Raw genomic sequence first — 26,767 nt, forward strand, 5'->3', positions numbered from 1 at the left:
CCTCCTTAAACCTGACCGCGGAACGCGCCCACGCGGTGCTCCGCCGCTGCGAACAGCATCTGAACGATCGTGCAGAGCACGAGATAGACGATGAAGACGTCGAGATACGCCTCGATGTAGTTGTAGCCGTAGGACGCGGCGATCTTGCCGACCGCCGTGATGTCCTTGACCGTCATGAGGAACGCGAGCGACGTCCCCTTGATGAGATTGACCGTGATGTTGCAGATGCTCGGCAGCGCGACAACGAGCGCCTGCGGCAGAATGACGTGCAGATAGGTCGCGGGCACCGAGAGCCCGCTCGCAAGGCCCGCCTCGAGCTGCCCCTTCGGGATGGCGAGCAGCGCCGAGCGGAACGCCTCCGTGAGCAGCGCGATTGTGTTGACCGTAAAGATAAAGACCGCGTACCAAAAGGGATCCACAGCCTCAAACACGTTGATCTCAAGTCCCGCCTGCCGGACCAGCACATTGAGCAGGCTCGGCAGGAGGCTGTAGAGCAATAGAATCTGTAAAATGAGCGGCGTGCCGCGCACAAAGGAGACGTAAAGCCGTGCGATCGTCCCTCCGACACGGTGTCCGCGCACGCGCAGCACCGCGAAGTAGAATGCGGCCGGCGATGCGAGGACGAGCGAGAGCGCGGTCAGTGCGAGCGTGACGCCCGCGCCCTGCCAGACGAGCAGGAACGTCTCGCGCATAAATTCAAAATCAAGCTCCATCCGCCGCACCTCCCCCCGACGCCGCGCCCGCCCGCGCGGGTGTTTCCGTGCGCAGGCTCGCGCCTTTATCAAGACGCCGCTCGACCTGCGCAAAGACCTGTTCGAGCAGAAGCACGATCACCCAGTAGACGAGCATACAGGCGAGATAGACCTCGATGCCGTACGCGCCGAAATTCTGCGCGATGATGAGATTCCCCTTGCCGATGAGATCGATCAGCCCGATCGTGTAGGCGAGCGATCCCTCCTTCAGCAGGTTGATCGCCGCGTTGCCGAAGTTCGGCAGCGCGACAATCGCCGCCTGCCCCAGCATGACGTGGAGGAACGCCTGCACGGGGGACAGCCCCGCGCAGACCGCCGCCTCATACTGTCCGCGCGGCACCGCCTTGTACGCGGCGCGGAACACCTCGGAGATATACGCTCCGAAGAGCATCGCAAAGGCAATGACCGCGAAGACCGCGCGGTTCATTCCGTTCATATCAATCCCGAACGCGCCCTGCAGGAGCTTTGGCAGTCCGTAGAATACGATGAACAGCAGAACGATGGACGGCGTACAGCGCATGACGTACACATAGCCAACGGCGAGCCACCGCACGGGACGCGGCCCGTCGAGATTTGCCCATGCGAGCAGCCCCCCGAACAGCGCGCCGGCCGCAATGCTGACTGCCGCAACGATCAGCGTCACATCGAGATAGGCGAGGAGATCCGGCAGCACCCGTCCGATCATGAGGGCATCAAACGCTCTTGTTTCCACCCTTTACCGCACCTCATTCCTCTCCGCTCGTTACTTTAGATAATCCGAAAGGCTCTCGCCGAAATACTTCTGCTCCAGTTCCGCGATCTTGCCCTCCGCGCGCAGCTCTTCGATCGCCTTGTCGTATTCGTCGGCGAACGCCTGCTCGTTCTTGTTGAAGATCGGGTACGTCGGGATGCCCTTGTAGCGGATGTAGGTCAGCTTGTCGCTGAACGCATGATAGGGCGCGTCTTCCTTTTCGATGTTGTTCTTGTAGCTCAGCTCTACCTCAAAATACCCATCGTAGCGCCCTTCCATGACCCAGCTGTAAGCGTCCGCGTTCTGGAACGACTCGGAAGACGTCAGCTGAATTTGGTTGTCTGGGTGCTCTTTATTGTATTCCGTAATGACCATATACCGCGCGTCCTGCGGCGCGATCGGCACGAGCTTGCCGCTGAACTTCGCGAACGACGGCAGATCCGTGATTTCGCCCGCGGTATCCTTGCGGATCGCAAGGCCGATCACGCTGGCGCCGATGTTGTTCTTCGGGAAGACGTATTTCTTCTTGCGCGCGTCCGTGATCCAGATTCCCTTCGTTCCGACCGTATACTTCCCCGATTCGACGCCGATGAGCAGGTCGTCGTCCGAGGTCGGCACGAATTTGAACTCATACTGCGGCAGCTTCTTTGCCACTTCCTTCATCACGGCGACCTCGAACCCGTCGGATTCGCCCTGATCGTTCACATAGTCGTACGGCACATAGTAGTTCGTATGCGCTACCGTAACGACCTTTTTTCCGTCCGCGGACTTCGCCGCACCGCCGTCGGCGCCGTCCCTGCCGCAGCCCGCAATCCCTACGGCAAGCGCCGCGCCGAGGAGCGCCGTCAATGCCGCGCGCGTTATTTTCTTGACCGTCATGATATTTCCTCCCTCTCTTATGCCTCTGCGGCGGCGGCTCGTACCCAATCGAGGCGTTGCCAGTCGATATCGTTCGGCACGGTGCAGTCCGCGCCGAGCAGAATGCCCGTGCGCCCCGCTTTTTCCAAAATGCGGCGTGTCTCCGCCTCGACCTCCGCACGGCTGCCGCTGTACAGGACATCCGAAGGAAGGTTCCCGAAACCGCCGAGCGCCGCGCGGCCGCCGAATACCTTTCGGCCCTCTTCAAGCGGCACCCCTTCGACGCCGACCGCCCAGTTGATCGTCTTAACGTCATAGTCCGCATACCAGTCGATCTTGTTATGGTGTCCTTCGTAACCGCAAATGTGAAGGATATTGTAGTCGCTCGCCTCGTTGGCTGCGCGCAGGATCTCCTTCTCACCGGGCGCAAAGACTTCATCATACACGCTGCGGTCGTGCCCGAATCCCCTATGGTTCTGCAGGCTGAAATAGATGCCCGTGACGCCCGCCTCCTTGACAAGGCGCCGCGCCAGCGTCGCGAGATCGGCCGAGATAACGGCAAACGCCGCCTTGACGGCCTCTTTGTCTTCGTGGATCAGCCCGAGAAGGAAATCTTCGGCTTCGGTGAGCGCGCCCGGGTACATAAATTTCAGCGTCGTACCCGCGCAGAACAGATTATAGAACGTAGCGACCTCATCGCCGTGGCGCTTTGTGATCTCCTTGGCGTAGGCGATCTGCCGCTCAAACCACGGATCGTCTTCCGCAAGCGGCCGGACCCGCGCCAGCTCCGCCGCCGTACGCGCTTTCCGGACGGCGGGACTTCGATAAGCGAAGAAGCCGTCCGTCATAATCTTGACGAAATCCGGGCGGAACCCGTCGATGTAGCGAAGCTCGCTCTCCAGTACCCGGGCATTCAGTTTTGGCTCCGCAAACGCGTCCGCATGAAGCGCGTCATCCAAAAAATGAAACCAAAATCCGGACGGAACGCGCGGCACCGGTTTTTTGTCCATTGCGTTCAGAACCAGTTCCTTCTTAGACTCTGCCATGATAATTCCTCCTTAGAAGCAAAACATACTTTTCTTATGTGTGTTATAAGATTGAATTTCCGTCATCATATACCATATCAACATATATGTCAAGTAAACTTTTTCATTGACAGTCATATGAGAGCTCCTTATAATAGGAATATGATTTAGATATTGTCATTTTAAGTAGTCATTATGGGAAGGATATCATTTATGAAAGATTTCTCGGCCGAGGTGCACGGCTGTCATACCTACGACGCAACGGGCGCGATCACGGCGCCGATCTACCTGTCCGCGACGTTCCACCACCCCGCGTTCCGCCGGAGCACGGGCTATGATTACGGGCGTGTGGCAAATCCGACGCGGCGCGAGCTCGAGCAGACCGTCGCGCTGCTCGAGGGCGGCGGGCGCGCGTGGGCGCTGTCCTCGGGGATGGCGGCGATCAACCTCGTCTTCGCGCTCTGCGCCGCGGGCGATCACGTGCTCCTCTCGGAGGACATCTACGGGGGAACGGTGCGCCTCGCAAATGAAATCTACGGGAGATACGGCATCGAATTCGAATATGTCGACACGTGCGACACGGCCCTCGTACAGTCGAAAATGCGGAAGGAGACGAAGCTCGTCTTCATCGAGACGCCCTCGAATCCGATGATGTTCGTCACCGACATCCGCGCGCTCATTGACGTCGCGCATGCGGGCAATGCCCTCCTCGTCGCCGACAACACCTTCCTCTCGCCGCATTTTCAAAAGCCCCTCGCTCTCGGCGCGGATATCGTGGTCGAAAGCGGCACGAAATATCTCTGCGGCCACAACGACGTGATCTGCGGATTTATCGCCGTAAAAGACGGCGGCTCCGATCTCGCGGAGCGCATCGAACTCCTCGTCAAGTCCGAGGGGCCGAACCTCGCCGCGACGGACGCGTGGCTGATGCTCCGCAGCATCAAGACGCTCGGCGTCCGCATCGAGCGGCAGGCACAGAATGCGCTCGCGATTGCGCAGTGGCTCGGCACCCTGCCGGAGGTCACGGAGGTATTCTACCCCGGCCTTCCCGATCACCCCGGACACGACCTTCAGAAAAGCCAGAGCACGGGCTTCGGCGGCATGATCTCGTTCAAGGTCCGGACGCCCGAGATCGCGCAGAAATGCCTCGCGCACCTGAGGCTCATTGCCTTCGCAGAGAGCCTCGGCGGCGTCGAGAGCCTCCTCACGTATCCGCTCGTGCAGACGCACGCGGAGATGCCCGCCGAACTCATCCGCCGCACGGGACTCGACGACCGCCTCCTGCGCCTCTCCGTCGGCATCGAAAACGTCGCCGATATCGAGGAGGATCTCGCGCAGGCGCTCCGCGCGGCGGCGCGGGAAGCCTGAGGAAAGGAGTACCATCATGCCGACGAATTTTGACGAAATCATCGACCGCCGCGGCACCGCGAGCATCAAATACGACTTTGCGGCCGAACGCGGCTATCCGAACGGCCTTCTTCCCTTTTGGGTCGCCGATATGGACTTCCGCGCGCCCGCGCCGGTTCTCGACGCCCTCGCGCGCCGCACAGCCCACGGTATCTTCGGTTACACACAGGTGAAGGACGATTACTTCGGCGTTCTTCAGAACTGGTTCCGCACGCGCCATAATTGGGATGTCGCCCGCCGCGAGCTCGTCGTTACCCCCGGCGTCGTCTTTGCCATCGCGACGGCCGTCCGCGCCTTCACAGAACCCGGCGATGCCGTGCTCATCCAACAGCCCGTCTACTATCCCTTCGCGAATATCATTCGGAATAACGAGCGCATACTCGTCGACAACACGCTAAAGCTGGAAAATGATCACTACGAAATCGACTTTGCCGATTTCGAGCAAAAAATTGTCGCGCACGGCGTCAAGATCTTCATCCTATGCAGCCCGCACAACCCCGTCGGACGCGTTTGGCAGCGCGCGGAGCTCGAACGGCTCGCCGAAATCTGTCTGCGCCGTAACGTCCTCGTCGTCGCGGACGAGATTCACGAGGAGTTTATCTGCCCGGGGTTCACACATACGCCGTTTGCCTCCCTCTCGCCGGAGATCGCGGATCGTACCGTCACCTGCACCTCGCCGAGCAAGACCTTCAACCTCGCGGGACTGCAAATCTCCAACATTTTTATCAAAAATGACGACCTGCGCCGCCGCTTCCGCGCGGAACTCGCTAAAACGGGCTATGACGAGCCGAATACGCTCGGGCTCTGCGCCGCGCAGGCGGCATATAAATACGGGGCGCTGTGGCTCGACGATCTCCTCGCCTACATCGAAACAAACTATGTTCGCACATGGGACTACCTCGCGGAGCATCTCCCACAAGTGAAGATCATCCCCCCCGAAGGGACTTACCTGCTCTGGCTCGACTTCCGCGCGTACGGACTGAGCGATAAAGCCCTCAACGATAAAATCATCCGGGAGGCAAACCTCTGGCTCGACGACGGCCCGATCTTCGGCACGGGCGGCAGCGGTTTCCAACGCATCAACATCGCCTGCCCGTGGGAAACGCTGCGGCAAGGCCTGGAGAATCTCATTAAGGCCTTCGCTTGAATAAGAATTCGCCGCCCCCACGTTATTTTGCAGGCAGCAATCCGGCTCGAACGCATGAAAACGCGTAGTTCATATGTCGATAGATGAGATGTCATAATAAATATCCACCCGCATAGCGGGTGGTTTTTCATTTTCGGGCATAGCCCTAATATTACTAGCGGCGTACAAGTACGCTTTTTATTGGCCTGCCAGCCATGCGTTTGTTACTTGCTACCCATAAATGGGTCTCTCGGGTCAAATAAACTCAACTGATCAGATTCCCTGTCTCGTTTCAGTTGACCTTCGATGTATTCTGTTATCGCCTTCGTGTTTTTCCCTACCGTATCCACATAGTAACCTTTACACCAAAACTCCCGGTTCCTATATGCAAATTTCATATTCCCAAACTTCTGGAATATCATTAAGCTGCTCTTGCCTTTTAGATACCCCATAAACCCCGATACACTCATTTTCGGTGGGATACTTATCAGCATGTGGATATGATCCGGACACACCTCTCCTTCGATTATTTCTACACCTTTCCACTGGCATAACGTCTGCAATATCTCTCGTGTTGCCGTCCGCTTCTCTGCATAAAACACTTTCCTCCGATATTTCGGGGCAAATACTATGTGGTACTTACAATTCCACCTCGTATGTGCTAAACTATGTCTGTCTGCATTTTGTTGTTTTGACATTATGTGACCTCCCTAGTACGGTTGCTCTTGCTAAGCTGGCAGGCTCGGCTCTAGTCTACCATACTAGGGTCTATTTTTTTCACCGCTTAAGCTCTTTGGAACCACGCGACTATCGCGTGGTTTTCTTTATACAAAAAGGAGCGCATATCCGACTTACATTCGGATATGCGCTCCTTTTGTTTTTCAAATATATTACGCAAACAATTCGACCTGATTGCTCTCGGTCATGCCGTCAAGGCAGCCGTGGACGCGGAGGGCGTCGATGCACGGCGCGGGGACGTGGGCGCGCGTGGCGAGGTCCTCGATGGAGATGAAGACGCCGTCTTTGCGCGCGAGGGCGATTGCCTGCGCCGCCTTCTGTCCCATCCCGGGGATTGCGGTCAGGGGGGGCAGCAGGGATTTCTCATGCAGGATGAAGGTCTCTGCATTGGAGGTGTAGATGTCGACGGGCTCGCAGGTAAAGCCGCGCAGGTACATCTCCCACGCGAGCTGGAGGACGATGAGGATGTCCTGTTTCTTGTTGTCAAGCTTGCCGCGGTGCTCGCGCGCCTCGGCGTTCAGGGCGTCAATCGCCTCTTTGATGGCCTCTTTGCCCCTAGCGATGATGTTCGCGTCGAACTCGTCGGCGCGGATGGAGAAGTAGGCGGCGTAGTACGCGAGCGGGTAATGCACTTTGCAGAACGCGATGCGGTAGCCCATCATGACGTAGGCGGTCGCATGCGCGCGTGGAAAAAGGTATTTTATCTTTTGGCAGGAATCGACGTACCATTCGGGGATGCCGCCCCCGCGCAGCGTCTCGACGACGTCGGGCGCGATGCCCTTGCCCTTGCGGACGTTCTCCATCGTCTTAAACGAGAGCAGCGGGTCAATGCCGTTCTGCATGAGATAGTTCATGATGTCGTCGCGCGCGGAGATGGCGTCCTTCAGCGTGCTCGTGCCCGCCTTGATGAGGTCCTGCGCGTTGCCGAGCCAGACGTTCGTGCCGTGGGAGAATCCGGAGATGCGCACGAGGTCGGCGAAACAATCCGGATTCGAATCGTCAATCATCTTTTGCGTAAACGACGTGCGGAACTCGGGGATGCCGTACGTGCCCATATTCGCACCGAGCTCCTCGGGCGTGATGCCGAGCGCCTCGGTCGATGTGAAGATGGACATGGTGGCGGGGTCGTCGAACGGGATGGTCTCCGGGTCGCGGTGTGTGAGTTCTTCGAGCATCTTGATGACGGTCGGGTCATCGTGCCCAAGAATGTCAAGCTTGACGAGGCGCTCGCTGATGGAGTGGTAATCAAAATGTGTCGTGAGCGTGTCGGATTCCATGTTGTTCGCGGGGCGCTGAATCGGCGTGAAATAATGCACGTCCATATCGCGCGGCACGACCATGATGCCGCCCGCATGCTGCCCCGTGGTCGCCTTGACACCCATGCAGCCGCGCATCATGTGCTCGATATAGGGGCGCCCCTTCTGCTCGCCCATGTCCTCGAAGTAATGCATGGCGTAGCCGTAGGCGTTCTTGTCCTGCAGGCCTGAGATGGTACCCGCGCGGAAGACGTTCATCTTGCCGAAAAGCACCTCGGTGTACTTATGCGCGACGGGCTGATAATCGCCCGAAAAATTGAGGTCGATATCGGGAACCTTGTCGCCGTCAAAGCCGAGAAAGACCGCGAACGGGATGTTGTGTCCGTCCTTCGTGAGCGGCGTGCCGCAGACGGGGCAGTCCATCGAGGGCAGGTCAAAGCCGCTGCCGACGGAGCCGTCCGTGATAAATTTATTATATTGACAGTGTTTGCAGCGGTAATGCGGCGGCAGCGGGTTGACCTCCGTGACGCCGATCATGGTCGCGACGAAGGACGAGCCGACGGAGCCGCGCGAGCCGACGAGATAGCCGTCGTCGTTGGATTTCTTGACGAGGCGCTGCGCGATGATATAGAGCGCGGAGAATCCGTGCCGGAGAATGGGTTTGAGTTCAAGTTCGAGGCGGTCGGCGACAATCTGCGGGAGATTTTCTCCGTAGAGCCGCCGCGCCTTCGCGTACGACATCTCCTGGATCTCGCGGTCCGCCCCCGGCACCGTCGGCGCGTAGAGCTCGTCCGGGATGGGCAGGAACTCTTCGACTTCGTCGGCGATGCGGCGCGGGTTCGTGACGACGCACTCGTAGGCGCGCTCCGCGCCGAGATAGTCGAACTCGGCGAGCATCTCGTCCGTCGTCCGCAGATAGAGCGGCGGCTGGCGGTCGGCGTCGCGGTAGCCGTTCGCCTTTTGCAGCATGGCGCGGTAGACGGCGTCCTCGGGATTGAGGAAATGGACGTCGCAGGTTGCGATCAGGGGCTTGCCGAGTCTCTCGGCGAGTTCCGAGACCTTGCGGTTGATATTGCGGAGGTCCTCGTCGTCGCGGATCGGGAAGCGGTCGTCGATCTTGAGGAAGTCGTTGTTGTGGATCGGCTGGATCTCGAGGAAATCGTAGAACGCGGCGATGCGCTCGAGGTCCTCGTCGCTCTCCCCGCGCACAATCGCGCGGATCAGCTCGCCCGCTTCGCACGCAGACCCCACGATGATGCCCTCGCGGTACGCGGCGAGGATGGCGCGCGGGACGCAGGGGCGCCCGCGTTTTTTCGTGCCGCGGAAAAAGCGGATGTGCGAGATGGAGACGAGCTTGTAGAGGTTGTAGAGCCCCGTTTTATTCTTCGCGAGAAAGATGATGTGGTTCGACCGCTGCTGCGCGGGGTCGTCGACGAGGTAGCCCTCCATGCCGTAGATGACCTTGATGTCGACGCCCTTTTTCTTGAGCTTGCGCGCGGTGTTCATCGCCTCCGGAAACGCCTGCACCACCCCGTGATCCGTGATGGCGACCGCCGGCCAGCCCCAGCGCGCCGCCGTCTCAACGAGCGCCTCCGGCGGCACGACGGCGTCGAGCGCGCTCATCTTCGTATGCGCGTGCAGTTCGACGCGCTTGACCGCGGCGTTATCCTCGCGCTGCGGTACGTTCCGCTTCTCGATGCTGTCGATGAAGAGCACATAGTCGCCGGCAAATTTATCATATTCGATCTTGCCTTGCATACGAACGGCGCAGCCCTTTCCGATGGCCTTCAGGATGCGCTCGACCTCGGCGTCGATCTCTTCCTGCGCGGCTTTCCCGCGAATGCCGAAAAATTTCTTGCAGGCGATGCCGTTCGTCTTGTCGGCAAATTTGAGCAGGAGAATATATGCGCCGGACTTGAGTTTGTTCGCCTGCGGCGCAAAGATCTCGCCCTCGAGGACGATATTCTTGACCTCGTCCTCGACGACGCCGAGTTCGCGCGCCTCGCCCTGCACCCGACGGCCGATGATGACATTCTCGGGGCGCGTCGCTCCCTTCTTCGCGCCCCTTGCCGCGCGCGATGCGGACGGCCGCGCGGCGGATACGTTTTTTTTCGCGGCGACGGCTGCGGGAGGCGGCGTCCACGCGGGCGCCGGGAACTCCTCCCCCGGCGCACATTCCGTGCACACGATGCGGCAGGCGCAGCCGACGTTCCTGCGGATTGCCTCCTCGAGGCGATCCGTCACGACACGCTCCCCCAGCAGGGTCGTGCCAAAACGCCCCGGCGCCTCAAGACGAATGACGTTGCCGTCCACGGCATAACGGCACTGGCGCAGGGTATGAAAGAGGACGGAATCGCCCGCCGCCGCTTGGTTCACTGCACGTTCCCAGATCGGAGCGACGGCACTCTCGAGCGCAACGATGTTCTGCTGGATAAAGGCGGCCGCAAGCCCGTAGTTCTCCGCAATCCGCGCGGAAATGCGCGCAAGAAATTCCTCTCGGAGGACCGAAGGCGTGCCGACGACAAGCTCCCACTCGTTTGTCTCTGCAGACACCTCGACGTGACGCAGCGCGCAGGCGCGCAAAAGAGCCCGCTCCTCATCGGAGAGGGATAGGCCGCGGATAAGGCGGAGGAGCATATCCTCCGCACCGGGGAGAATCCGATAGGTCTTGCTCATTCTTCGTACAGCCTCTTATACTGCGCCCTGTCCTCGAGGACCGCCCGCACATAGAGCCGCGTCTCGGGATAGGGAATCGCGTCGATTTCGTCAAACGTATCCGTCCAGCGGTAACGCTCCATCCAGTCCCGCACATTGCCGCGCCCCGCGTTGTAGGCCGCAAGCGCGAGAATCTCGTTGCCGCGGAACTCCTTCTCGAGCTCCGCGAGATACCATACCCCGTAGCGGATGTTCATCGCCGGGTCGTAGAGGTAATCCTCGGTAAACTGCTCGCCGAGCCGCCCGGCAATCCACGCGGCGGTCTGCGGCATGAGCTGCATCAAGCCGACCGCGCCGCCGTCCGAGGCGGCATCGCTGCGGAATTTGCTCTCGTTCTTGATCACCGCGGCAACGAGAAAGGGATCCGTATGCTGCTGGGCGGCGCTCGTTTCAATGTAGCTGCGGTAGTCGTAGGGATAGATGTAACTGCGCTCGAACCATGCCCAGCCTCCGACGACGGCAAAGGCGACGGCGGCGACAACCGCGAGCCGCAGCAGCAGCCACAGGCGCCGCCACATTCTACGCAGGCGGCGCAACACGCTGGCCCCACAGTTCCGCAACAAAACGCATCATATCCTCCCGTGCCCCGCCGTTGTCGATGACGATATCCGCACGCGCACACTTTTCCGCGAGCGGCATCTGCGCGGCGATCCGCGCGCGTGCTTCCGCCTCGCTCATCTCCGGATTCCGCGCCATGAGCCGCATGAGCTGCACATCGGGAGGAACGGCGACGACCCAAGACTCGTCGACGAGCCGGTGCCACCCCGCCTCAAAGAGGAGCGGCGCATCGAGAACGACCGCCGCATGTCCCTCCTCCCTGAGATCCGCAATCCGATCCATCGCGGTGCGGCGGATCAGCGGATGCACGCGCGCGTTGACCTCGTCCCGCAGCGCGGGATCGGAAAAGACGCGCCGCGCGATTCCCGCGCGGTCAAGTGTACCGTCCGCGGCGAGAATCCCCTTTCCAAACTCCCGCACATAGAAATCGTAGACGCCGCCGCCGGGACGGGAGAGCTCGTGCGCGATGGCATCCGCGTCCACAATTGCCGCGCCCTCTTTGCGCAGAACCTCGCTCACGGTAGATTTGCCGCAGGCAATACCGCCCGTCAGCCCAATCACCTTCATCACTTTGCCTCCGCCCAGTTCTTCCCCGTGTGCACATCGACGGCCAGCGGAACGGAAAGCGCCGCCGCGCCGCTCATCGCCTCCTGCAGGAGCGATGTCACCTGCGGAATCTCGTCTCCCACAACCTCGAGCACGAGTTCATCGTGCACCTGCAGGAGAATACGGCTCTTTAACTTTGCCGCGCGCAGCGCCTCATCCGCGCGAATCATCGCGATTTTGATTAAATCCGCCGCCGTCCCCTGAATCGGCGTATTCATCGCCATGCGCTCGGCGTTCGAACGCTGCATGAAGTTCCGGCTGTTGATTGCGGGGAGCGCGCGCCGCCGCCCGTAGAGCGTCGTCACATAGCCGTCCCGATGGGCGTCCGCAACGACCTTGTCGAGGAACGCGCGCACACCGCGATAGCGCTCAAAATAGCGTTCGATATAGCTCGCCGCCTCCTTGCGCGAGATGCCGAGGTCCTGCGAGAGGCCGTAGTCGCTGAGGCCGTAGACGATGCCGAAATTGACCGCCTTCGCGCTGCGGCGCTGCGCGCTCGTCACCTCCGCGAGCGACACGCCGAGCACCTCGGACGCCGTGCGCGCATGGATATCCTGCCCGTGCAGGAACGCGTCGATGAGCGTCTCGTCGCCCGACATGTGCGCGAGGATGCGCAGCTCTATCTGCGAGTAGTCCGCCGATAGCAGCGCGTCATAGCCCTCGCCCGGCTCAAAGAGCGCACGCACGGCGCGCCCCTCCTCCGTGCGCACGGGGATGTTCTGGAGGTTCGGGTCGGAACTTGAGAGCCGCCCCGTCGCCGTCACCATCTGGTTAAAACTCGTATGCACGCGCCCCGTCTCGGGACGGATGAGCGCGCCGATGCCCTCGAGGTACGTCGAGCGGATCTTGCTCCACATGCGGTAGGCGAGCACCTTGTTCACAACGGGATGTGCAGCGCGCAGCTCTTCGAGCACCTCGGCGTTCGTCGAGTAGCCCGTCTTGGTCTTTTTCATCTTTGGGGAAGTCAGTCCAAGTCGATCAAAGAGAACTTCGCCGAGCTGCTTGGGCGAGCTGATATTGAACTCTTCGCCTGCCAGCGCATAGATGTCCCGCTCAATCTCCGCGATACGTTCGCTTGCCGCCGCAAGCTCGCGCGCGAGCGCCGCGCGGTTGACCGCAACGCCCGTCCGCTCCATCGCCGCGAGAACGGGCACGAGCGGCAGTTCCATCTCGGCATAGAGCCGCGTCAAGTTCGCCTGTGCAAGCGCCGCCCATAGGGGCGCATAGAGCTGCGCCGCAAGAATCACCTCATAGAAGGCCGTCTGCTCGTTATGCAGCGGCGCGCCGCTGCCGAGATGCGTATACGCCGCATAGACCGTGCGTTCCTCCGCCGTCTGCGGCGCCGCAAGCTCCTCCACATAGGCAAACGCCGCGCGCTGTATCGACCGCAGCCGCTCCTCTGGACGCAGGAGATAATCTGCGAGCGCGAGGTCAACGACATGCGCGCTGATACCGACGCCCGCCTGCGCGTACCGTTTCGCATCCCAAAGGATGACGGGACGCTCCGAGAGCAGCGAAAGCACCGCGGAAAAATGAGGAGATGCCGCATGCAGAACGCCGCGCACCTCCCCGTAGGCAAGTGCAAGCGCCGTGAGACGCAGGAACGGCGCCGTCCCTTCGAATACGCCGGCGACGGCAAGGCTCTCTGCGCTGCGGAGCGCATTCATATCAAGGCCCGCGTCAAGGTCGGCCGCCGAGAGGTCGATTTCATCCGCCTCCGCTGCAAAGAGCGACTGCTCCACGTCCGCCGCTTCTGCCTGCGGCGCGAGATAGTCCGATAGGCTGCGCCACACCGAGCGCAGCTCGTACTCCCTGCAAAACGCCTCGAGTGCCGCGCGGTCGGGCTGCATGCGAAAATCCTCCGCCGTATAGCGGAGTTCCGGCACATCGCATTTGATTGTTGCAAGCTCTTTTGAGAGAATCGCTTGGTCGCGGTACTCTATGAGCGAGGCGCTCAGTTTTTTCCCGCCGGCCTCCGCCGCATGGGAGAGGACCTCTTCAAGCGTGCCGTACGTGAGGAGGAGTTTCGTCGCGGTCTTTGGGCCGATGCCCGGGACGCCCGGAATGTTGTCCGAGCTGTCGCCCATGAGCCCCTTCATATCGATGAGGCGTATCGGCGCAAAGCCGTACTCCTCCTCGAACGCCGCCGTATCGTAGCGGCGCGTGTCGCTGATGCCCTTTTTCGTGAGGAGGACGCTGAGCCCCGCGCGGATGAGCTGGAGCGCGTCGCGGTCGCCCGTCACGACGAGGGTCTCCGCCCCCGCGGCCGCCGCCTGCGCGGCAAGCGTGCCGATGATGTCGTCCGCCTCGTAGCCCTTCATCTCGACGAAGGGGATGCCGAGGCAGCCCGCGAGCTTCTTCAGCAGCGGAATCTGCGCAACGAGCTCCTCGGGCGTCTTGTCGCGCGTCCCCTTATAGTCGGGGTAAAGCGCCGTCCGGAACGTCGTGCGGCTCTTATCGAACGCAATGACAATCTGCGTCGGCGCGTGTTCCCTGAGGAGCCTCACGAGCATCATCGCAAAGCCGTGCACGGCGTTCGTATGGACGCCGCGTGCGTTCGGCGGGAGCTGCAGCGCGTAGAACGCGCGGAAGAAGAGACTGCTCCCGTCGATGACTGCAAATTTTTCCGTCACTTGTCGCGCACATCCTGTTCTTCGAGACGCATGAGGAGGAAGATATAGTCCGACATACGGTTGAGGAACCGGATGTCGATCTCATGGACATCCTCCTCGCGGCGCAGCGACCACGCGCGCCGTTCCGCCGTGCGCGCCGTCGTGCGTGCGAAGTCGAGCATCGCGCCGCCCTTCGTCTCGCCCGGGATGAGGAAGACGCGCAGCGGCGGCAGGCTCTTTTCGATAGCGTCCTCATCCGCCTCGAGTTCCGCCATCATCTCGGCAGTAATCATCGGTTCTTTCCCGATACTCGCAAAATCCGCCATCAGCATGCCGAGTTTCTTCTGCAGATTCAGAATCCGCTCCTTGACGCTCTCATTCACAACAAAAGCACGCGCCATGCCGAGCGCGGAAGCGAGGCTGTCCACGCTCCCGTATACCTCGACGCGGCGGTGATCCTTATCGACGCGCTCGCCCGTGAAGAGGCTCGTCTGTCCCTTATCGCCCGTTTTGGTCGTCACACCCATTGCGGTCTCCTCCTTTATATATGCATGTGCCCGGCCGCGCGGCAGCGCGGTCGGGCGATTATTTCCGATGTATTTTTAGAAAATCTCCGTCTCGCTGAAGAAGATGTGAATCTCGCGCGCGGCGCTCTCCGGACTGTCGGAGGCGTGGACGGCGTTCTCGCTCCCGTCCTTCGCAAAGCGCTTGCGGATGGTTCCCTCAGCCGCGTTCGCGGGGTTCGTCGCGCCGTGCAGCTCGCGCACGCGTGCAATCGCGTTCTCTCCGGCAAGCACCATCGCAACGAGCGGCGCGGAGGTCATGAACGCGGAGAGTTCGCCGTAAAACGGCTTCGTCAAATGCTCCTCATAATGAATACGCGCGATGCGATCCGTCATCTGCATCATCTTCATCGCGCGGATCGTGAGTCCCGCGTCCTCATACGCCTTCGTGATGTCGCCGATGTGATGCGCCTTGACGGCATCCGGCTTAATGAGAACCAATGTCTGTTCCATTACTTCAACTCCTCAATCATCTTTTGGTATTCTGCGGCGAGTTCCGCATAGTTCGCCGCCGCAGCCTGCAGCGCCTCGATTTCGTCGTCGCGCAGCGCGCGGACAATCTGTGCGGGGGAACCGAACACGAGCGAGTTCGACGGGATCTTCTTGTGCTGCGGCAGAAAGGTGCCCGCGCCGATGACGACGTTCTCGCCGATCTCGGAGTAACCCATCACGATCGATCCCATGCCGATGAGCGTATTGCCGCCGATTTTGCTGCAGTGCACGACGGCGTTGTGTCCGATGAGCACGCTGTCTCCAATCTCGACAGGCACATCCCGCATGACGTGAATCGTCGCGTTCTCTTGGATGTTCGTGTTGCTGCCGATGGTAATCGGCTGGAAGTCGCCGCGTACGACGGCACCGAACCAAACGCTTGAACCGGCGCCGATCGTCACATCGCCGATCACCGCCGCCGACGGTGCGATAAATGCCGTGGGATCTATGGTCGGGCTCTTTCCCCGGTAGGGCAGAATGATCTTGTCCATCGATACGCGCCTCCTCAACATGTTCCGCTGTCCACTCTATTATAGCATGTCGGGGGCATATTTTCATCATATTTTATTTCTCGTTTCGATGGGGAGTTGTCCCGTTCGCGTCCTCAATCATTTCATGTTCGGAGATATTTTTCCCGCCTTCATATCGGCGATTCTTCTGTCCAAAACGGCAATATTTTCGGCCGAGTAAAACGGGTCTCCGGCACGTTCCTTCAAATATTTTTGCAGCGCGCGGATTCTCGCCATGCGCAGCCACGCGCCAATCTCTGTACCGCAGAGGTGCGCGGGGGCATCCCTGCCCGTAACGCGCAGCATGACGGCGAGGTACTCCGCGCCGTGCGCGAGATAGTCGGGCAGCGCCCCGTGGTCGGCGCGGATGATGACGGCGAACTGCTCCATCGAAAGCCCCGAGACGCCGATACCGAGCAGGAGGTCTGCGATTTTCCCGATGTGCGTGAGGCGCGGCGCGCGCATATGCTGGCGGATGACGAACGACGCCGCCTTCATCCACGCATGGGGGAGCGTCATGCGCCGGTTCCATGCAGCGAGCGCGTCCAGCCCCGCAACCTCATGTCCATAGTGGTGCGACAGCATCTCGGCGGGCGTCAGTCCCTTGCCGATGTCGTGGACGAGCGCGGCGAACCGCGTGAGGACATCGTCCGTCTCCGCCGCCACCGCATCTGTCATCGCCATCGTGTGTTCGAACGCGTCCCCCTCGGGATGGAACTCTGTCGGCTGCGTCTTGCCGGAGAGCGCCGCGAGTTCCGGAAATGTAAGAGAGAGCAGCCCAGCCGCATGGAGCACGCGAAAGAACACGGACGGCCGCGGCGTCATGAGCGCGCGGCGCAGCTCGCCCATCAGGCGCTCCGTGGGTTCTCTTTGCAGCTCCGCCGCGCAGGAACGCATGTATCCTATCGTCCGCGGCTCAACCGCATAGCCGAACGCCGCCGCCTGCCGCGCCGCGCGCAGTGCCCGCACGGGGTCCTCGGTGAAATGCGCCGAGACCGCGCGGATGATGCCGGCGGCGATATCGGCGCGTCCCCCGTAGGGGTCGATCAGCGTGCCCGCGGGAAGCTCCAGCGCCATCGCGTTCATCGTCGTATCGCGCCGACAGAGGTCCTCCTCAATCGTCACGGCAGGGTCGAACGTGACGTCAAAGCCGCGATAGCCCGTGCCCGTCTTGACCTCCCTGCGCGCAAAGGAGACCTCCGCGCGCCGCCCGTCGATGCGCACATGATAGACGGGGAAGGACTTGCCAATCTTCTCTGCCCGCGGGAAGAGCGCGCGAAAGCGCGCCTCCTCCATCCCCGTCATCACATAGTCGACATCGTGCGCCGCGGCGCCGCGGAACCGGTCGCGCACGCATCCGCCCACGCGGAAGACGCGCGCCCCCGCGCGGCGCACGGTCTCTGCAAAGACCCGTTCCGTCATCCGCGCCCCTCCTCTCGCGGGAAATAAAAAAAGCATCACCTGCGCGATGCTCTTCAACTCTATGGTGGGCCCACTTGGACTTGAACCAAGGACCGACCGGTTATGAGCCGGTTGCTCTAACCAACTGAGCTATAGGCCCCTATGCAGCGAGGAACAGCGCGTTCGCCGCTTTTCAAAAAAACCTGCGCGCTGCGCAGGTCCGGTAAGCGATGGAGCGGAAAACGAGGCTCGAACTCGCGACCCCCACCTTGGCAAGGTGGTGCTCTACCACTGAGCTACTTCCGCATCCTGCGCCGACGACGTCTGTCAGTCAACGGATATTATTCTAACAAGGGAACGAATTTCTGTCAAGCCGATTTTTGCGGCGCATCCGTCCCGACACAAAAAGGAGCGGGCTTTACGGCGCCCTGTCTAAAAAACGATATGGCGGCAAAGTATTTTTTATGATATACTGACAACGTTTGTACAATCAATAAACAAAGGAACGGACCGCAATGGCAAGAATGTTGAAAAAGCTAAAACAGAAGCACGCCCCACAGACGGATGCCGCATCCGCGCCGCCGACAGGCAAGGGATATTTGATCCTCGGCATCGTGCTCTTCACACTGACGCTCACGATCGCGGGATGGGAGATGTTCGACGCCGTCAGCCGCGCGATGTATATTCTGCTCACGATTTCTCTCGGGCTCACCTATACGAACCGCTATCACGGGCACCGGCTCTCCGAGACGCAGCGCATGCTCGTTACGCGCGGGAGTTTCGCGACGATCGGGCTTGCCGCCGCGCTCTTCTTGATGGAACTGTATCAAAGATATATCGCATAACGGATGCGGCGCGCAATCGGACGGGCGACAAATTCGTCATGCCGCAGGCGCGCCCTCCGGCCTCCCCTACGAGGGCGGCGTCAATCGCATATAAAAACGGAGCCGCCGCACAACGAAAATTTGTGCGGCGGCTCTTCTATGCTTTTATACGATTTTAAATGCCTTGAGCTGGCGGTAGATGGAGTACCCCGCGGCGGGGAATCCGAGCAGGATGCCGGCGACGGTACAGATGCGCCCCGTCCCGAGGAAATCGTCGAGCCATTTTCCGATATAGATAAAGATGCCGAGGAAAACGACGAGGTAGACGCCGACGCCCGAGAGCACGCCGAATGCGCGCAGGGCATCCGTGAGCCCCGACGCGTTTTCTTTTGGCTTCCGCCGTTCCCCCATCGTGTTCCGCCCCTTTCAGTGTTCCGCGCAGGCCTCGCTGCGGAACGGCTCGGGCGGCGCATGGCGATGTCCCGCATGATAGAGGATCGCCTCAATGATGCGCTCCGCGGCCTTGCCGTCGCCATAAGGATTGACCGCCTCCGCCATCCGCGTATACGCCGTGGGCTCGGTGAGGAGCCGCATCGTCTCCCGGTAGACACGTTCCTCATCCGTGCCGACGAGATGCACCGTTCCCGCCGCAACAGCCTCCGGACGCTCCGTCGTATCGCGCAGAACAAGCACCGGTTTTCCGAGTGCGGGCGCCTCCTCCTGAATACCGCCCGAATCCGTGAGCACGATGTCCACGCGCGCCATGAGGTTGGCGAACGGTTCGTATTCGAGCGGATCGACGAGATAGACGCGCGGGAGATGGCCTAGCTCTTCCCGCACGATCTCGCGAACCTTTGGATTGCGGTGTACGGGAAAAATAACCTCCACATCCGCGAGCTCGTCAACGATACTGTGGATTGCGCGGTAGACATGCCGCATCGGTTCGCCGAGATTCTCACGGCGATGGGTCGTAACGAGGAGTACGCGGCGGTTTGCAAAATCCACCTTTGAAAGTTCCGCCGGCAGCACATAGTCCGGCCTGACCGTATGATGCAGCGCGTCGATGACCGTATTGCCCGTGACGAAGATGCGGCGCTCCGGAACCCCCTCCGCGGCAAGGTTGTCATGCGCCGTCTCCGTGGGGGCGAAATGGAGCGTCGCAATGCCGCCCGTCAGCCGGCGGTTCATCTCCTCCGGGAACGGCGAGTAGATGTCGTGCGTCCGCAGCCCCGCTTCCACGTGCCCGACGGGAATCTGGTGATAATATGCGGCGAGCGCTCCCGCAAAGGTCGTCGTCGTATCGCCGTGCACAAGCACGAGATCCGGGCGTTCTTTTTGGAACACCTCGTTGATGCCGAGCAGCGCGCGCGTCGTAATATCGAAGAGCGTCTGCCCCGCCGCCATAATATTGAGATCATAGTCGGGAACAATCCGGAAGAGGCGCAGGACCTGATCGAGCATCTCGCGGTGCTGCGCCGTCACAAGCGTCCGCGTCTCGATCTCATCCGTATGGCGCATCAGCTCCATAACGACGGGCGCCATCTTGATCGCCTCGGGACGCGTGCCAAAAATCGACATGACTTTGATTTTGCCGATCATGCTGCTCTTGCTCCTCTCTGGATTCACGATAGGATTATTTTTGCTGCGGCATATCGAGTTGGAGGATGCCCAGCTTGCGCGCGCCGAAGAATACCGCCGCCGCGACGATGAGGATGATCAGCAGCGCCGCCTGCATGCTGACCGCCGTGAGCGCGAGCGCGCACAGCCCGAAGAGCGCGCTCACAACATACATGAGGAGCACCGCCTGTTTCTGCGTAAACCCGTGTGCGAGCAAACGGTGATGGAGGTGCCCCTTGTCCGGCTTAAAGATCGGCCGATGATTCCGCGCGCGCCGCACGATGGCGAACGTCGTATCGAGAATCGGCAGCCCCAGCGCGAGAATCGGAACGATGAGCGCAATCGTCGCCGCGCTCTTCACGGCGCCGATGACGGAGATGCCCGCCAGCATAAAACCGAGGAACATGCTCCCCGTATCGCCCATAAAGATACGCGCGGGATTGAAATTGTAGTACAGGAAACCGAGCGCCGCGCCCGCAAGCGCCGCCGTGACCATCGCCACAACGGGGATTCCCTCCTCCATTGCAACGAGGGAGATCGTGATCGCCGCAATCGAGGAGACCCCTGCGGCGAGGCCGTCGAGACCGTCGATGAGATTCACCGTATTGGTCAGCCCGACCACCCAAAAGATCGTCGCGGGAATCGCGAGGAATTCGAGATAAATATAGTCGCCGAACGGATCGGTGATCACATCGATGCGCACGTCAAATCCGATGACAAGCACGCAGGCCGCAAAAATCTGTCCGAGGAGTTTTACCTTCGCCGGCAGATCGCAGTAATCGTCGACGATTCCGATGACGACGATGATCGTACCGCCGACAATCAGCCCCACAAGGCTCGTCATGAGCTCCGGCGGGAGATCGGAAACCGTTAACTGTGCCAGAATGGAGACCATAAAGGCCGCGTATATGCCGATACCGCCGATGCGCGGGACGGGGCGTACGTGCACCTTACGCGCATCGGGCGTATCGAGCGCCCCCGTCCGCCGCGCAAAGGCAATGACGGCGGGCATCAAAAAGAGCGCCACGCCGAGCGCTATCAAAAATGCTAGGACATAATCGGGCATGTAGTCTTGCTCTCCTTACAAAGAAGTAGGGTATAATTCCATTCATCTTACCGCAGAGCGCGGCCGCTGTCAATCTCGGGGGATTCCTCCGCGCGGGATTCTATGACGCCCCTTCAAAAAGCGCCGGGCGAGGATGACCGCGACGAAGTCGTCCACCGGCACGGGAGGCGTCAGCATGCCGCGCGGTACGAGCCGTCGCCAGCCGCGGGGCGGATGGGTCTGCCGGTAGAGCTCTTTGGCCTCCTCCGTCGTGCGGTATTCGTCGACGAGCGCCACGGCGTCCGGCCCCGCGGCCGCCTCGATGCGGGCTTTTGCCGCCGCGCTCGTCGTACCGTTTCCCATGATGATCCGCGGTCTATGCGCCCGCATCAATGTCAAAACGCATGCTTCGAGGTCTTTCGTCGCAACGATCTCTTGAAAGAGGATCTCCCCCGCGGCCGAGAGAACGGCCACGCCGCATTTATCCCGTCCGGGGTCAATCGCAAGCACGGCGTTCACTGTGCCGTCTCGTTTTCGATCTTAAAGGTGAGGCGCAGCGGTCCCATCGCATCCGTATCGCCCGCGGCGTATGCCGAGACGACGACCGGCGCGCTGTGCCCGGCAAGTTCCTGCACCAGTCCGTAGAACTCCGCGCCCTCGATCACACCGACCGTTCCGCGGATCGGATCCGGTAGAATTCCCTTCGCCGCCGCCTCCTCATTGACGTCATGCAGGAACGTCATCACCGTCTGCTCCGCCGCCGCGCCGAGCATCTCCGGCCCGTAGACGCGCGCGGTGATCAGCTCGCCGTCCCGGTAGATCGTACTGTTCGGATAGAGTTCGATCGAGGCGCGGATCTCGTCGCCGCGCACGAGATTTCCCGCCGCCACAATGCGGACGATCATATCCGTGCGGCTCGACTCGATGGCGCGCACGGCCGCATCGTACTCCGGCTGATAGATCCAGATATCCTGATCCGTACGGTTCTCTCCAAGCCGCGCCGAAATATTGCGCGTGCCGAGCTGCGCGATCCCCGCCATGCCGCGTTCGATCTCATCGTGACTCAGCCCCGCCGGGATGACGCCGCTCGCGATGATCTCGCCCGCCTGATAGGTGATGTTTCCCTCGCGCAGATTCACGATATTCTGCCGCAGCACGTTCGCACGGATGCCCAGATCCTTAATGTCGGCAAGCAGGTTCTCGTTTTCTCCCATGAGCTTTCCATTGATCGAAATGAGACCTTCCTTTTCCATCATCAGCCGGCGGTTGCCCGCGGACAGGCGGTCGGACTCGGCGGCGAGCCCCTGCCGCTCCCCTTCGAGCCGCGCGATCTCATCCTCCGACTTCTTCAGCTCGCCGCTCGCTCGTTCCTGATCCGTCTGCGCCTGCGCGAGTGCCGCCGCCGTACTGTCGAGCGCCGCCTGGGTTTCCGCAATGAGCCTGTTCAGCTGCTCCATGCCAAAGAGCGCCGTCCGCACGTTCTCCGAGACCGCCGCCATCACGCCGAACGTTACCGTCGTGATGAAAATGCCCGTAAACACCGTCACGACGACGGCGGTATGGCGCGGGCGCAGACCGAAGATGGAGAGACGGCGCTTGCCGATGCGCGTGCCGAGGCGGTCGCCGATGAAGGCGATCACCCCGCCCACAACGGCGAGCACGAGAATGAGCGTAATACCGTACATAGAGTCACCTTAATTACATCGAATCATCCGGCGCGGCGTCGGCTGCCCCGCCTCATTTACAACAACGCAAAACGCTCAGCGCGACGCTCTCTTGAAAAGGACCGCCCCCGCGACGATGCCGACGATATTCGGAATCCATACCGCCAGCATCGGCGGCAGGACGCCGCCGCGCGCGAACGCGTTGCCCATCGTCATGAGCGCGTAGTAGAAAAAGATGATGATCACGCTCATCGCGAACCCGGCCGACGAAGAATTGCGCGTCGGCTGCAGGCCGAGCGGCACGCCAATCAGCGTGAAGATGAGGCTCGCCATCGGCACGGAGATGCGCTGGTAGAGCTCCGCCTCGAGTTTGTTCGTGTTGACATACTGCGTCTGCATGAGGGCGATCTGACGGCGGAGTTCCCGCATCGTCATCTCCTCGGGCGCCTTCTGCTCGCGGATGATCTGACGCGGATCCTTTTGTACGGGCAGCACCTGCGTCTCAAACCGCATACGGCGCTCCATGCGCTCGTCCGTGATATCGTAGACTTCTCCCCGGTGCATGATCCACTCTTTGCCCGTCCACTCCGCATACTCCGCGTTCTCGACATGCGTCACTTTGCCGTCGTCGCCGAATACCTGCAGGCTGATCCCCGTGAGGCGCTGCTGCTCCGCATCGTAGGCGCGCGCGTAGACAAGCCGGCGAATCTGCCCGTCCGTGATCTCCTTGATGATGACATGCTCCTGCGATTTCATGCCGGAGTTGCCCTCGATCTCATAGTAAATGACATTACGATAGGCCGTATTTGCGCGCGGCACGACATGCTCGTTGAAGAGAATCGCGCCCACGCTGACCATAAAACCGAGCAGAACGGCGGGCGCCGCGATGCGTGTAAAATTGATGCCGCACGACTTCATCGCCGTGATCTCACTCGCCGAAGAGAGTTTCCCAAACGTCAGGAGGCTCGCGAGCAGCATGGACATCGGGAACGTCCACATGACGACCCCCGGCAGACTGAACACAAAGATCTTGATGACCGAGGGCAGCGACGCGCCGTAGTCCGTGATGTACTGGGCGATGCGAAAGAGCGTCCCCGAACCGATGAACACCGCCGAAAACGCACAGATGGCAAAGAGAAACGAAATAAAGACCTCACGAAAAATGTATTTGTCGAGAATCCGGATTTTCAGACGCATGCCGGATGTGCCCTCCGATCATTTCCAAAACTTTTGGTCATATAGACTTTATTTTATCATTTTCCCACACTGTTGACAAGGATACAAAAGACAGGTACGCGATCCGTCGCGGGATTGCGATAGAAATATTTCAGAAGAAGAAACGGAAGCCCCTATATGTTAAGTTAAGAGTATCAATCCCTTCCATGCGTAGGAGTTCCTCTATGATTGGCATCGTCTATCTATTCTCTCTTAATGCCGAAAAACATCTTCGTTCTTTTTCCGCCTCCCTGCGCCATTTCTTTCAATTTCCTAAATTTCTTCCATTGGATTTATCAATATCTTTCTATAAAAAGGACGCCGCACAATTTTGTGCAGCGTCCTTTGCAAGGAGCAACCGATAAATTAGCCGACTTCGATCATGGGGTCGCCCGCCTTGACGGACTGACCGGCGCTGACGTTGATCGACTTGACCGTACCGTCGCTGACTGCGGGGATTTCGTTCTGCATCTTCATCGCCTCGAGAATGAGGAGCGTGTCGCCGGCCTTGACCGCCTGACCGACCGAGACCTTCACGTCGATGATCTTGCCCGGCATCGGCGCGGAGATCATGCCTGCGCCGCCTGCGGGAGCCGCTGCCGGCGCGGGGGCGGCCTTCGGCGCGGGCGCTGCCGCAGGTGCGGGAGCCGCTTTCGGAGCGGGTGCGGCCGCACGCGGTGCCGCAGCTGCGCCGCCGCGTACTTCTTCGACCTCTACGTCATAGGCGGTGCCGTTGACAGTGATGTTGAACTTTTTCATGTGTGATTCCTCCAACGTGTTTATTCCGGAGACCCCGGTTTGAATGGGATTCCTCAGATACTGCTGCGATTTGCAATCGTCCAGATCTCTGCCGGCTTAATGCTGACAGCGACGACCTTGCTGCCCATCGCCGTTTGAACGGCGGCGGTAATAGCGGCGACAATCTCGGGTGCAACGCTGCTCGTAGCCATGCTCTCCCTCCTAAGGATTAAAGCGGAATGTTCCCGTGCTTCTTCGTCGGGTTGGCTTCACGCTTGCTTGCAAGCGCGTTGAGCGCGGTGATGATATACGGGCGCGTCTCGCTCGGTGTGATAACCATATCGACATAGCCGCGCTCCGCCGCTTTGTACGGCGTTGCAAATTCCTTGATGTACTCTGCCGTGCGCGCATCCTTATCCGGATCTTTGCGGAAGATAATGTTTGCGGCGCCCGCGGGTCCCATAACGGCGATCTCGGAAGTCGGCCATGCCATGACCTGATCCGCGCCGAGTTCACGGTTGCACATTGCGATGTAGGAACCGCCGTATGCCTTGCGCGTGATGACCGTGACCTTCGGCACAGTCGCTTCGCTGTATGCGTAGAGCATCTTCGCACCATGGCGGATGATGCCGTTGTACTCCTGGTTGACGCCCGGGAGGAAGCCCGGAACGTCGACGAGGTTGACGAGCGGAATGTTGAACGCGTCGCAGAAGCGGATGAAACGCGAGGATTTGCAGGACGCGTCAACGTCGAGGCAGCCTGCCATGACGTTCGGCTCGTTGGCGATGATGCCGACCGCGCGGCCGTCGAAACGTGCGAAGCAGCAGATGATGTTCTTCGCATAGTGCTCGTGCACTTCGTAGAACTCGCCGTTGTCGACGATGCTGCGGATGACGTCCTTCATATCGTACGGCGCGTTCGGGTTGTCCGGCACAACGGTGTTGAGCGACTCGTCTTGACGATCCGGATCGTCGCCCGTATCGACGCGCGGGGTCTCTTCCATATTGTTGCTCGGGAGGAAGGAGAGGAGATAGCGGATCTGCTCGATGCAGTCCTCGTCGTTCTCCGTCGCGAAATGCGCAACGCCGGAACGGCTGTTGTGCGTCATCGCGCCGCCGAGTTCCTCGGCCGTGACCTCTTCCGCCGTGACGGACTTGATAACGGCCGGCCCCGTGATGAACATCTGGCTCGTATTCTTCACCATGTAGATGAAGTCCGTGAGCGCCGGGCTGTAAACCGCACCGCCCGCGCAGGGTCCCATGATGACGGAGATCTGCGGGATAACGCCCGAAGCCTTCGTGTTGCGGTAGAAGATGCCGCCGTAGCCGGAGAGTGCGTCGACCGCCTCCTGAATACGCGCGCCGCCGGAATCGTTGATGCCGACGCACGGTGCGCCCATCTTCATCGCGAGATCCATGACCTTCCAAATTTTGTGCGCATGCTTTTCGCCGAGCGAGCCGCCCTCAACGGTAAAGTCCTGTGCGAACGCGTAGACGAGACGGCCGTTGACGGTGCCGTAGCCCGTGACGACGCCTTCGCCGGGCAGTTCTTTCTCTTCCTGTCCGAAGTTCGTGCAGCGATGCTTTACGAACAGGTCGAGCTCGACGAAACTGCTCTCGTCGAAGAGCAGGTTGAGGCGTTCGCGCGCCGTCAGCTTGCCTTTGGCGTGCTGCTTCTCGATGCTCTTTTCGCCGCCGCCCTGCATGATATGCTCTTTCTTCTTGAGCATCTCATCAATTTTTTCCTGGACTGTGGACATCATATCCCTCCTGAAGTTTATATGTGGAATCTACGGCCGGACGACGGGGATGAGTCGCGCCCTGCCGGGGAGTCGCCCAAACGGATGGTAACGGAGCCAAATCTCAGCGCTGAGGAACTCAGCGCTTAGCGATCCTCATGCTCGCAGATTTCAAGGAGAACGCCCTTGGTCGACTTCGGATGAAGGAACGCGATCTTCGCGCCGCCCGCGCCGATGCGGGGTTTCTCGTCGATCATGCGGACGCCCTTGGCCATAAGGTCGGCAATCGCGTTCTCAATGTTGTCGACGCGCAGCGCGACATGCTGGATGCCCTCGCCGCTGCGTTCGATGTACTTCGTGATGGGGCTGTCCGGCGCCGTGCCGATCAGCAGCTCAACTTCGCTGCCGTTGGGGGTCGGATGGAACGTCGTCGTGACCTTCTGCTCTGCGACCGTCTCCTGATTCGTGCAGGGGATGCCGATGATATCCGACCAGAACGACTTGCCCTCTTCGAGATCTTTCACGGCGACGCCGATGTGATCGATTCCCAGAACCTTGAACATAGTTAATCCTCCTCA

Annotated in this window: 27 protein-coding genes and 2 tRNA genes; 4 read left to right on the plus strand and 25 right to left on the minus strand. The window is 60.4% G+C overall.

Features of this window, described 5'->3' with window-relative positions; genetic code table 11:
• Window positions 1-5: 5 nt before the first annotated feature.
• From HMPREF9161_RS04450 to HMPREF9161_RS04465, 4 genes are read right to left on the minus strand one after another with little or no spacing between them, the layout of a single operon-like run.
• Complete coding sequence (locus HMPREF9161_RS04450; RefSeq protein WP_009728491.1) at window positions 6-713, minus strand: amino acid ABC transporter permease; 708 nt, start codon at window positions 711-713, stop codon at window positions 6-8.
• Window positions 703-1,464: an amino acid ABC transporter permease gene (locus HMPREF9161_RS04455; RefSeq protein WP_009728492.1), complete on the minus strand. Its 762-nt coding sequence runs from the start codon at window positions 1,462-1,464 to the stop codon at window positions 703-705. The genes HMPREF9161_RS04450 and HMPREF9161_RS04455 overlap by 11 nt, the downstream gene beginning before the upstream one ends.
• Window positions 1,465-1,494: 30 nt before the next feature.
• Complete coding sequence (locus HMPREF9161_RS04460; RefSeq protein ID WP_009728493.1) at window positions 1,495-2,361, minus strand: transporter substrate-binding domain-containing protein; 867 nt, start codon at window positions 2,359-2,361, stop codon at window positions 1,495-1,497.
• A 17-nt stretch (window positions 2,362-2,378) separates the two neighbouring features.
• Window positions 2,379-3,386 (minus strand): uroporphyrinogen decarboxylase family protein, encoded by a 1,008-nt coding sequence (locus HMPREF9161_RS04465; RefSeq protein WP_009728494.1) that lies wholly within the window; start codon window positions 3,384-3,386, stop codon window positions 2,379-2,381.
• A 192-nt stretch (window positions 3,387-3,578) separates the two neighbouring features.
• On the opposite strand from HMPREF9161_RS04465, the gene HMPREF9161_RS04470 reads away from it, so the two are divergent.
• Window positions 3,579-4,733: a PLP-dependent aspartate aminotransferase family protein gene (locus HMPREF9161_RS04470; protein WP_009728496.1), complete on the plus strand. Its 1,155-nt coding sequence runs from the start codon at window positions 3,579-3,581 to the stop codon at window positions 4,731-4,733.
• A 16-nt stretch (window positions 4,734-4,749) separates the two neighbouring features.
• Window positions 4,750-5,919 carry a MalY/PatB family protein gene (locus HMPREF9161_RS04475; protein ID WP_009728497.1) on the plus strand — a complete coding sequence of 390 codons (1,170 nt, stop codon included), beginning with the start codon at window positions 4,750-4,752 and terminating at the stop codon, window positions 5,917-5,919.
• 203 nt (window positions 5,920-6,122) lie between these two features.
• Here the strand turns inward: HMPREF9161_RS04475 and tnpA are convergent, their stop codons facing one another.
• The 11 genes from tnpA to HMPREF9161_RS04530 all read right to left on the minus strand — a co-directional run bounded on the left by tnpA (window position 6,123) and on the right by HMPREF9161_RS04530 (window position 17,654).
• Window positions 6,123-6,596 carry an IS200/IS605 family transposase gene (gene tnpA, locus HMPREF9161_RS04480; protein ID WP_009728498.1) on the minus strand — a complete coding sequence of 158 codons (474 nt, stop codon included), beginning with the start codon at window positions 6,594-6,596 and terminating at the stop codon, window positions 6,123-6,125.
• 192 nt (window positions 6,597-6,788) lie between these two features.
• Window positions 6,789-10,568, minus strand: coding sequence for a PolC-type DNA polymerase III (locus HMPREF9161_RS04485; protein ID WP_009728499.1), 3,780 nt, complete (start codon window positions 10,566-10,568; stop codon window positions 6,789-6,791).
• Window positions 10,565-11,125 (minus strand): lytic transglycosylase domain-containing protein, encoded by a 561-nt coding sequence (locus tag HMPREF9161_RS04490; RefSeq protein ID WP_037348579.1) that lies wholly within the window; start codon window positions 11,123-11,125, stop codon window positions 10,565-10,567. Before HMPREF9161_RS04490 ends, HMPREF9161_RS04485 begins: the two co-directional genes overlap by 4 nt.
• 1 nt (window position 11,126) lies before the next feature.
• Window positions 11,127-11,732 (minus strand): dephospho-CoA kinase, encoded by a 606-nt coding sequence (gene coaE / locus HMPREF9161_RS04495; RefSeq protein WP_009728501.1) that lies wholly within the window; start codon window positions 11,730-11,732, stop codon window positions 11,127-11,129.
• Complete coding sequence (polA, locus tag HMPREF9161_RS04500) at window positions 11,732-14,404, minus strand: DNA polymerase I (RefSeq protein WP_009728502.1); 2,673 nt, start codon at window positions 14,402-14,404, stop codon at window positions 11,732-11,734. Before polA ends, coaE begins: the two co-directional genes overlap by 1 nt.
• Window positions 14,401-14,910: a cob(I)yrinic acid a,c-diamide adenosyltransferase gene (locus HMPREF9161_RS04505; protein WP_009728503.1), complete on the minus strand. Its 510-nt coding sequence runs from the start codon at window positions 14,908-14,910 to the stop codon at window positions 14,401-14,403. Before HMPREF9161_RS04505 ends, polA begins: the two co-directional genes overlap by 4 nt.
• Window positions 14,911-14,985: 75 nt before the next feature.
• Window positions 14,986-15,399: a nucleoside-diphosphate kinase gene (gene ndk / locus HMPREF9161_RS04510; protein WP_009349537.1), complete on the minus strand. Its 414-nt coding sequence runs from the start codon at window positions 15,397-15,399 to the stop codon at window positions 14,986-14,988.
• Window positions 15,399-15,929 carry a gamma carbonic anhydrase family protein gene (locus tag HMPREF9161_RS04515; RefSeq protein WP_009728504.1) on the minus strand — a complete coding sequence of 177 codons (531 nt, stop codon included), beginning with the start codon at window positions 15,927-15,929 and terminating at the stop codon, window positions 15,399-15,401. The genes ndk and HMPREF9161_RS04515 overlap by 1 nt, the downstream gene beginning before the upstream one ends.
• A gap of 117 nt (window positions 15,930-16,046) precedes the next feature.
• On the minus strand, window positions 16,047-17,369 hold the full coding sequence (locus HMPREF9161_RS04520) for an HD domain-containing protein (RefSeq protein WP_009728505.1): 1,323 nt from the start codon (window positions 17,367-17,369) through the stop codon (window positions 16,047-16,049).
• A gap of 62 nt (window positions 17,370-17,431) precedes the next feature.
• Window positions 17,432-17,508 (minus strand) — tRNA-Ile (locus HMPREF9161_RS04525).
• Between the two features lie 71 nt (window positions 17,509-17,579).
• A tRNA-Gly gene (locus HMPREF9161_RS04530) sits at window positions 17,580-17,654 on the minus strand.
• 209 nt (window positions 17,655-17,863) lie between these two features.
• Here HMPREF9161_RS04530 and HMPREF9161_RS04535 point away from each other — a divergent pair.
• The gene (locus HMPREF9161_RS04535) at window positions 17,864-18,193 is read left to right on the plus strand and encodes a hypothetical protein (RefSeq protein ID WP_009728506.1); all 330 of its coding nucleotides are present in this window, start codon (window positions 17,864-17,866) and stop codon (window positions 18,191-18,193) included.
• 144 nt (window positions 18,194-18,337) lie between these two features.
• On the opposite strand, the gene HMPREF9161_RS04540 is transcribed toward HMPREF9161_RS04535, so the two are convergent.
• The 6 genes from HMPREF9161_RS04540 to HMPREF9161_RS04565 all read right to left on the minus strand — a co-directional run bounded on the left by HMPREF9161_RS04540 (window position 18,338) and on the right by HMPREF9161_RS04565 (window position 23,695).
• Window positions 18,338-18,583, minus strand: coding sequence for an AtpZ/AtpI family protein (locus HMPREF9161_RS04540; RefSeq protein WP_009728507.1), 246 nt, complete (start codon window positions 18,581-18,583; stop codon window positions 18,338-18,340).
• Between the two features lie 15 nt (window positions 18,584-18,598).
• Window positions 18,599-19,771: a non-hydrolyzing UDP-N-acetylglucosamine 2-epimerase gene (gene wecB, locus HMPREF9161_RS04545; RefSeq protein ID WP_009728508.1), complete on the minus strand. Its 1,173-nt coding sequence runs from the start codon at window positions 19,769-19,771 to the stop codon at window positions 18,599-18,601.
• A 34-nt stretch (window positions 19,772-19,805) separates the two neighbouring features.
• Window positions 19,806-20,855, minus strand: coding sequence for a glycosyltransferase family 4 protein (locus HMPREF9161_RS04550; protein ID WP_009728509.1), 1,050 nt, complete (start codon window positions 20,853-20,855; stop codon window positions 19,806-19,808).
• A gap of 69 nt (window positions 20,856-20,924) precedes the next feature.
• Window positions 20,925-21,353, minus strand: a complete 429-nt coding sequence (locus HMPREF9161_RS04555) for a hypothetical protein (protein WP_009728510.1) — start codon at window positions 21,351-21,353, stop codon at window positions 20,925-20,927.
• Window positions 21,350-22,519: a DUF3084 domain-containing protein gene (locus HMPREF9161_RS04560; RefSeq protein WP_009728511.1), complete on the minus strand. Its 1,170-nt coding sequence runs from the start codon at window positions 22,517-22,519 to the stop codon at window positions 21,350-21,352. The genes HMPREF9161_RS04555 and HMPREF9161_RS04560 overlap by 4 nt, the downstream gene beginning before the upstream one ends.
• A gap of 75 nt (window positions 22,520-22,594) precedes the next feature.
• Window positions 22,595-23,695, minus strand: a complete 1,101-nt coding sequence (locus HMPREF9161_RS04565; RefSeq protein ID WP_009728512.1) for an LptF/LptG family permease — start codon at window positions 23,693-23,695, stop codon at window positions 22,595-22,597.
• Window positions 23,696-23,898: 203 nt separating this feature from the next.
• Between HMPREF9161_RS04565 and HMPREF9161_RS09940 the strand changes: the two genes are divergently transcribed.
• Window positions 23,899-24,078: a hypothetical protein gene (locus HMPREF9161_RS09940; protein WP_156804647.1), complete on the plus strand. Its 180-nt coding sequence runs from the start codon at window positions 23,899-23,901 to the stop codon at window positions 24,076-24,078.
• A gap of 1 nt (window position 24,079) precedes the next feature.
• Here HMPREF9161_RS09940 and HMPREF9161_RS04570 read toward each other — a convergent pair whose 3' ends face one another.
• From HMPREF9161_RS04570 to mce, 4 genes are all read right to left on the minus strand, one after another.
• On the minus strand, window positions 24,080-24,472 hold the full coding sequence (locus HMPREF9161_RS04570) for a biotin/lipoyl-containing protein (RefSeq protein ID WP_009728513.1): 393 nt from the start codon (window positions 24,470-24,472) through the stop codon (window positions 24,080-24,082).
• A gap of 53 nt (window positions 24,473-24,525) precedes the next feature.
• The gene (locus HMPREF9161_RS09985; RefSeq protein WP_009728514.1) at window positions 24,526-24,663 is read right to left on the minus strand and encodes a hypothetical protein; all 138 of its coding nucleotides are present in this window, start codon (window positions 24,661-24,663) and stop codon (window positions 24,526-24,528) included.
• 17 nt (window positions 24,664-24,680) lie between these two features.
• Complete coding sequence (locus HMPREF9161_RS04580) at window positions 24,681-26,210, minus strand: acyl-CoA carboxylase subunit beta (protein WP_009728515.1); 1,530 nt, start codon at window positions 26,208-26,210, stop codon at window positions 24,681-24,683.
• Window positions 26,211-26,335: 125 nt separating this feature from the next.
• The gene (mce, locus tag HMPREF9161_RS04585) at window positions 26,336-26,752 is read right to left on the minus strand and encodes a methylmalonyl-CoA epimerase (RefSeq protein ID WP_009728516.1); all 417 of its coding nucleotides are present in this window, start codon (window positions 26,750-26,752) and stop codon (window positions 26,336-26,338) included.
• Window positions 26,753-26,767 lie beyond the last annotated feature (15 nt).

This window comes from Selenomonas sp. F0473 (assembly GCF_000315545.1).
Classification (GTDB): Bacteria; Bacillota; Negativicutes; order Selenomonadales; family Selenomonadaceae; genus Centipeda.

Excerpts from the sequence above, each read along its gene's own strand:
- HMPREF9161_RS04450 (WP_009728491.1), bottom strand. The coding sequence starts at position 713 with ATGGAGCTTGATTTTGAATTTATGCGCGAGACGTTCCTGCTCGTCTGG.
- HMPREF9161_RS04460 (WP_009728493.1), bottom strand. The coding sequence starts at position 2,361 with ATGACGGTCAAGAAAATAACGCGCGCGGCATTGACGGCGCTCCTCGGC.
- HMPREF9161_RS04465 (WP_009728494.1), bottom strand. The coding sequence starts at position 3,386 with ATGGCAGAGTCTAAGAAGGAACTGGTTCTGAACGCAATGGACAAAAAA.
- HMPREF9161_RS04470 (WP_009728496.1), top strand. The coding sequence starts at position 3,579 with ATGAAAGATTTCTCGGCCGAGGTGCACGGCTGTCATACCTACGACGCA.
- HMPREF9161_RS04475 (WP_009728497.1), top strand. The coding sequence starts at position 4,750 with ATGCCGACGAATTTTGACGAAATCATCGACCGCCGCGGCACCGCGAGC.
- tnpA (WP_009728498.1), bottom strand. The coding sequence starts at position 6,596 with ATGTCAAAACAACAAAATGCAGACAGACATAGTTTAGCACATACGAGG.
- HMPREF9161_RS04485 (WP_009728499.1), bottom strand. The coding sequence starts at position 10,568 with ATGAGCAAGACCTATCGGATTCTCCCCGGTGCGGAGGATATGCTCCTC.
- HMPREF9161_RS04490 (WP_037348579.1), bottom strand. The coding sequence starts at position 11,125 with ATGTGGCGGCGCCTGTGGCTGCTGCTGCGGCTCGCGGTTGTCGCCGCC.
- coaE (WP_009728501.1), bottom strand. The coding sequence starts at position 11,732 with ATGAAGGTGATTGGGCTGACGGGCGGTATTGCCTGCGGCAAATCTACC.
- HMPREF9161_RS04505 (WP_009728503.1), bottom strand. The coding sequence starts at position 14,910 with ATGGGTGTGACGACCAAAACGGGCGATAAGGGACAGACGAGCCTCTTC.
- ndk (WP_009349537.1), bottom strand. The coding sequence starts at position 15,399 with ATGGAACAGACATTGGTTCTCATTAAGCCGGATGCCGTCAAGGCGCAT.
- HMPREF9161_RS04515 (WP_009728504.1), bottom strand. The coding sequence starts at position 15,929 with ATGGACAAGATCATTCTGCCCTACCGGGGAAAGAGCCCGACCATAGAT.
- HMPREF9161_RS04520 (WP_009728505.1), bottom strand. The coding sequence starts at position 17,369 with ATGACGGAACGGGTCTTTGCAGAGACCGTGCGCCGCGCGGGGGCGCGC.
- HMPREF9161_RS04535 (WP_009728506.1), top strand. The coding sequence starts at position 17,864 with ATGGCAAGAATGTTGAAAAAGCTAAAACAGAAGCACGCCCCACAGACG.
- HMPREF9161_RS04540 (WP_009728507.1), bottom strand. The coding sequence starts at position 18,583 with ATGGGGGAACGGCGGAAGCCAAAAGAAAACGCGTCGGGGCTCACGGAT.
- wecB (WP_009728508.1), bottom strand. The coding sequence starts at position 19,771 with ATGATCGGCAAAATCAAAGTCATGTCGATTTTTGGCACGCGTCCCGAG.
- HMPREF9161_RS04550 (WP_009728509.1), bottom strand. The coding sequence starts at position 20,855 with ATGCCCGATTATGTCCTAGCATTTTTGATAGCGCTCGGCGTGGCGCTC.
- HMPREF9161_RS04560 (WP_009728511.1), bottom strand. The coding sequence starts at position 22,519 with ATGTACGGTATTACGCTCATTCTCGTGCTCGCCGTTGTGGGCGGGGTG.
- HMPREF9161_RS04565 (WP_009728512.1), bottom strand. The coding sequence starts at position 23,695 with ATGCGTCTGAAAATCCGGATTCTCGACAAATACATTTTTCGTGAGGTC.
- HMPREF9161_RS09940 (WP_156804647.1), top strand. The coding sequence starts at position 23,899 with ATGATTGGCATCGTCTATCTATTCTCTCTTAATGCCGAAAAACATCTT.
- HMPREF9161_RS04570 (WP_009728513.1), bottom strand. The coding sequence starts at position 24,472 with ATGAAAAAGTTCAACATCACTGTCAACGGCACCGCCTATGACGTAGAG.
- HMPREF9161_RS09985 (WP_009728514.1), bottom strand. The coding sequence starts at position 24,663 with ATGGCTACGAGCAGCGTTGCACCCGAGATTGTCGCCGCTATTACCGCC.
- HMPREF9161_RS04580 (WP_009728515.1), bottom strand. The coding sequence starts at position 26,210 with ATGTCCACAGTCCAGGAAAAAATTGATGAGATGCTCAAGAAGAAAGAG.
- mce (WP_009728516.1), bottom strand. The coding sequence starts at position 26,752 with ATGTTCAAGGTTCTGGGAATCGATCACATCGGCGTCGCCGTGAAAGAT.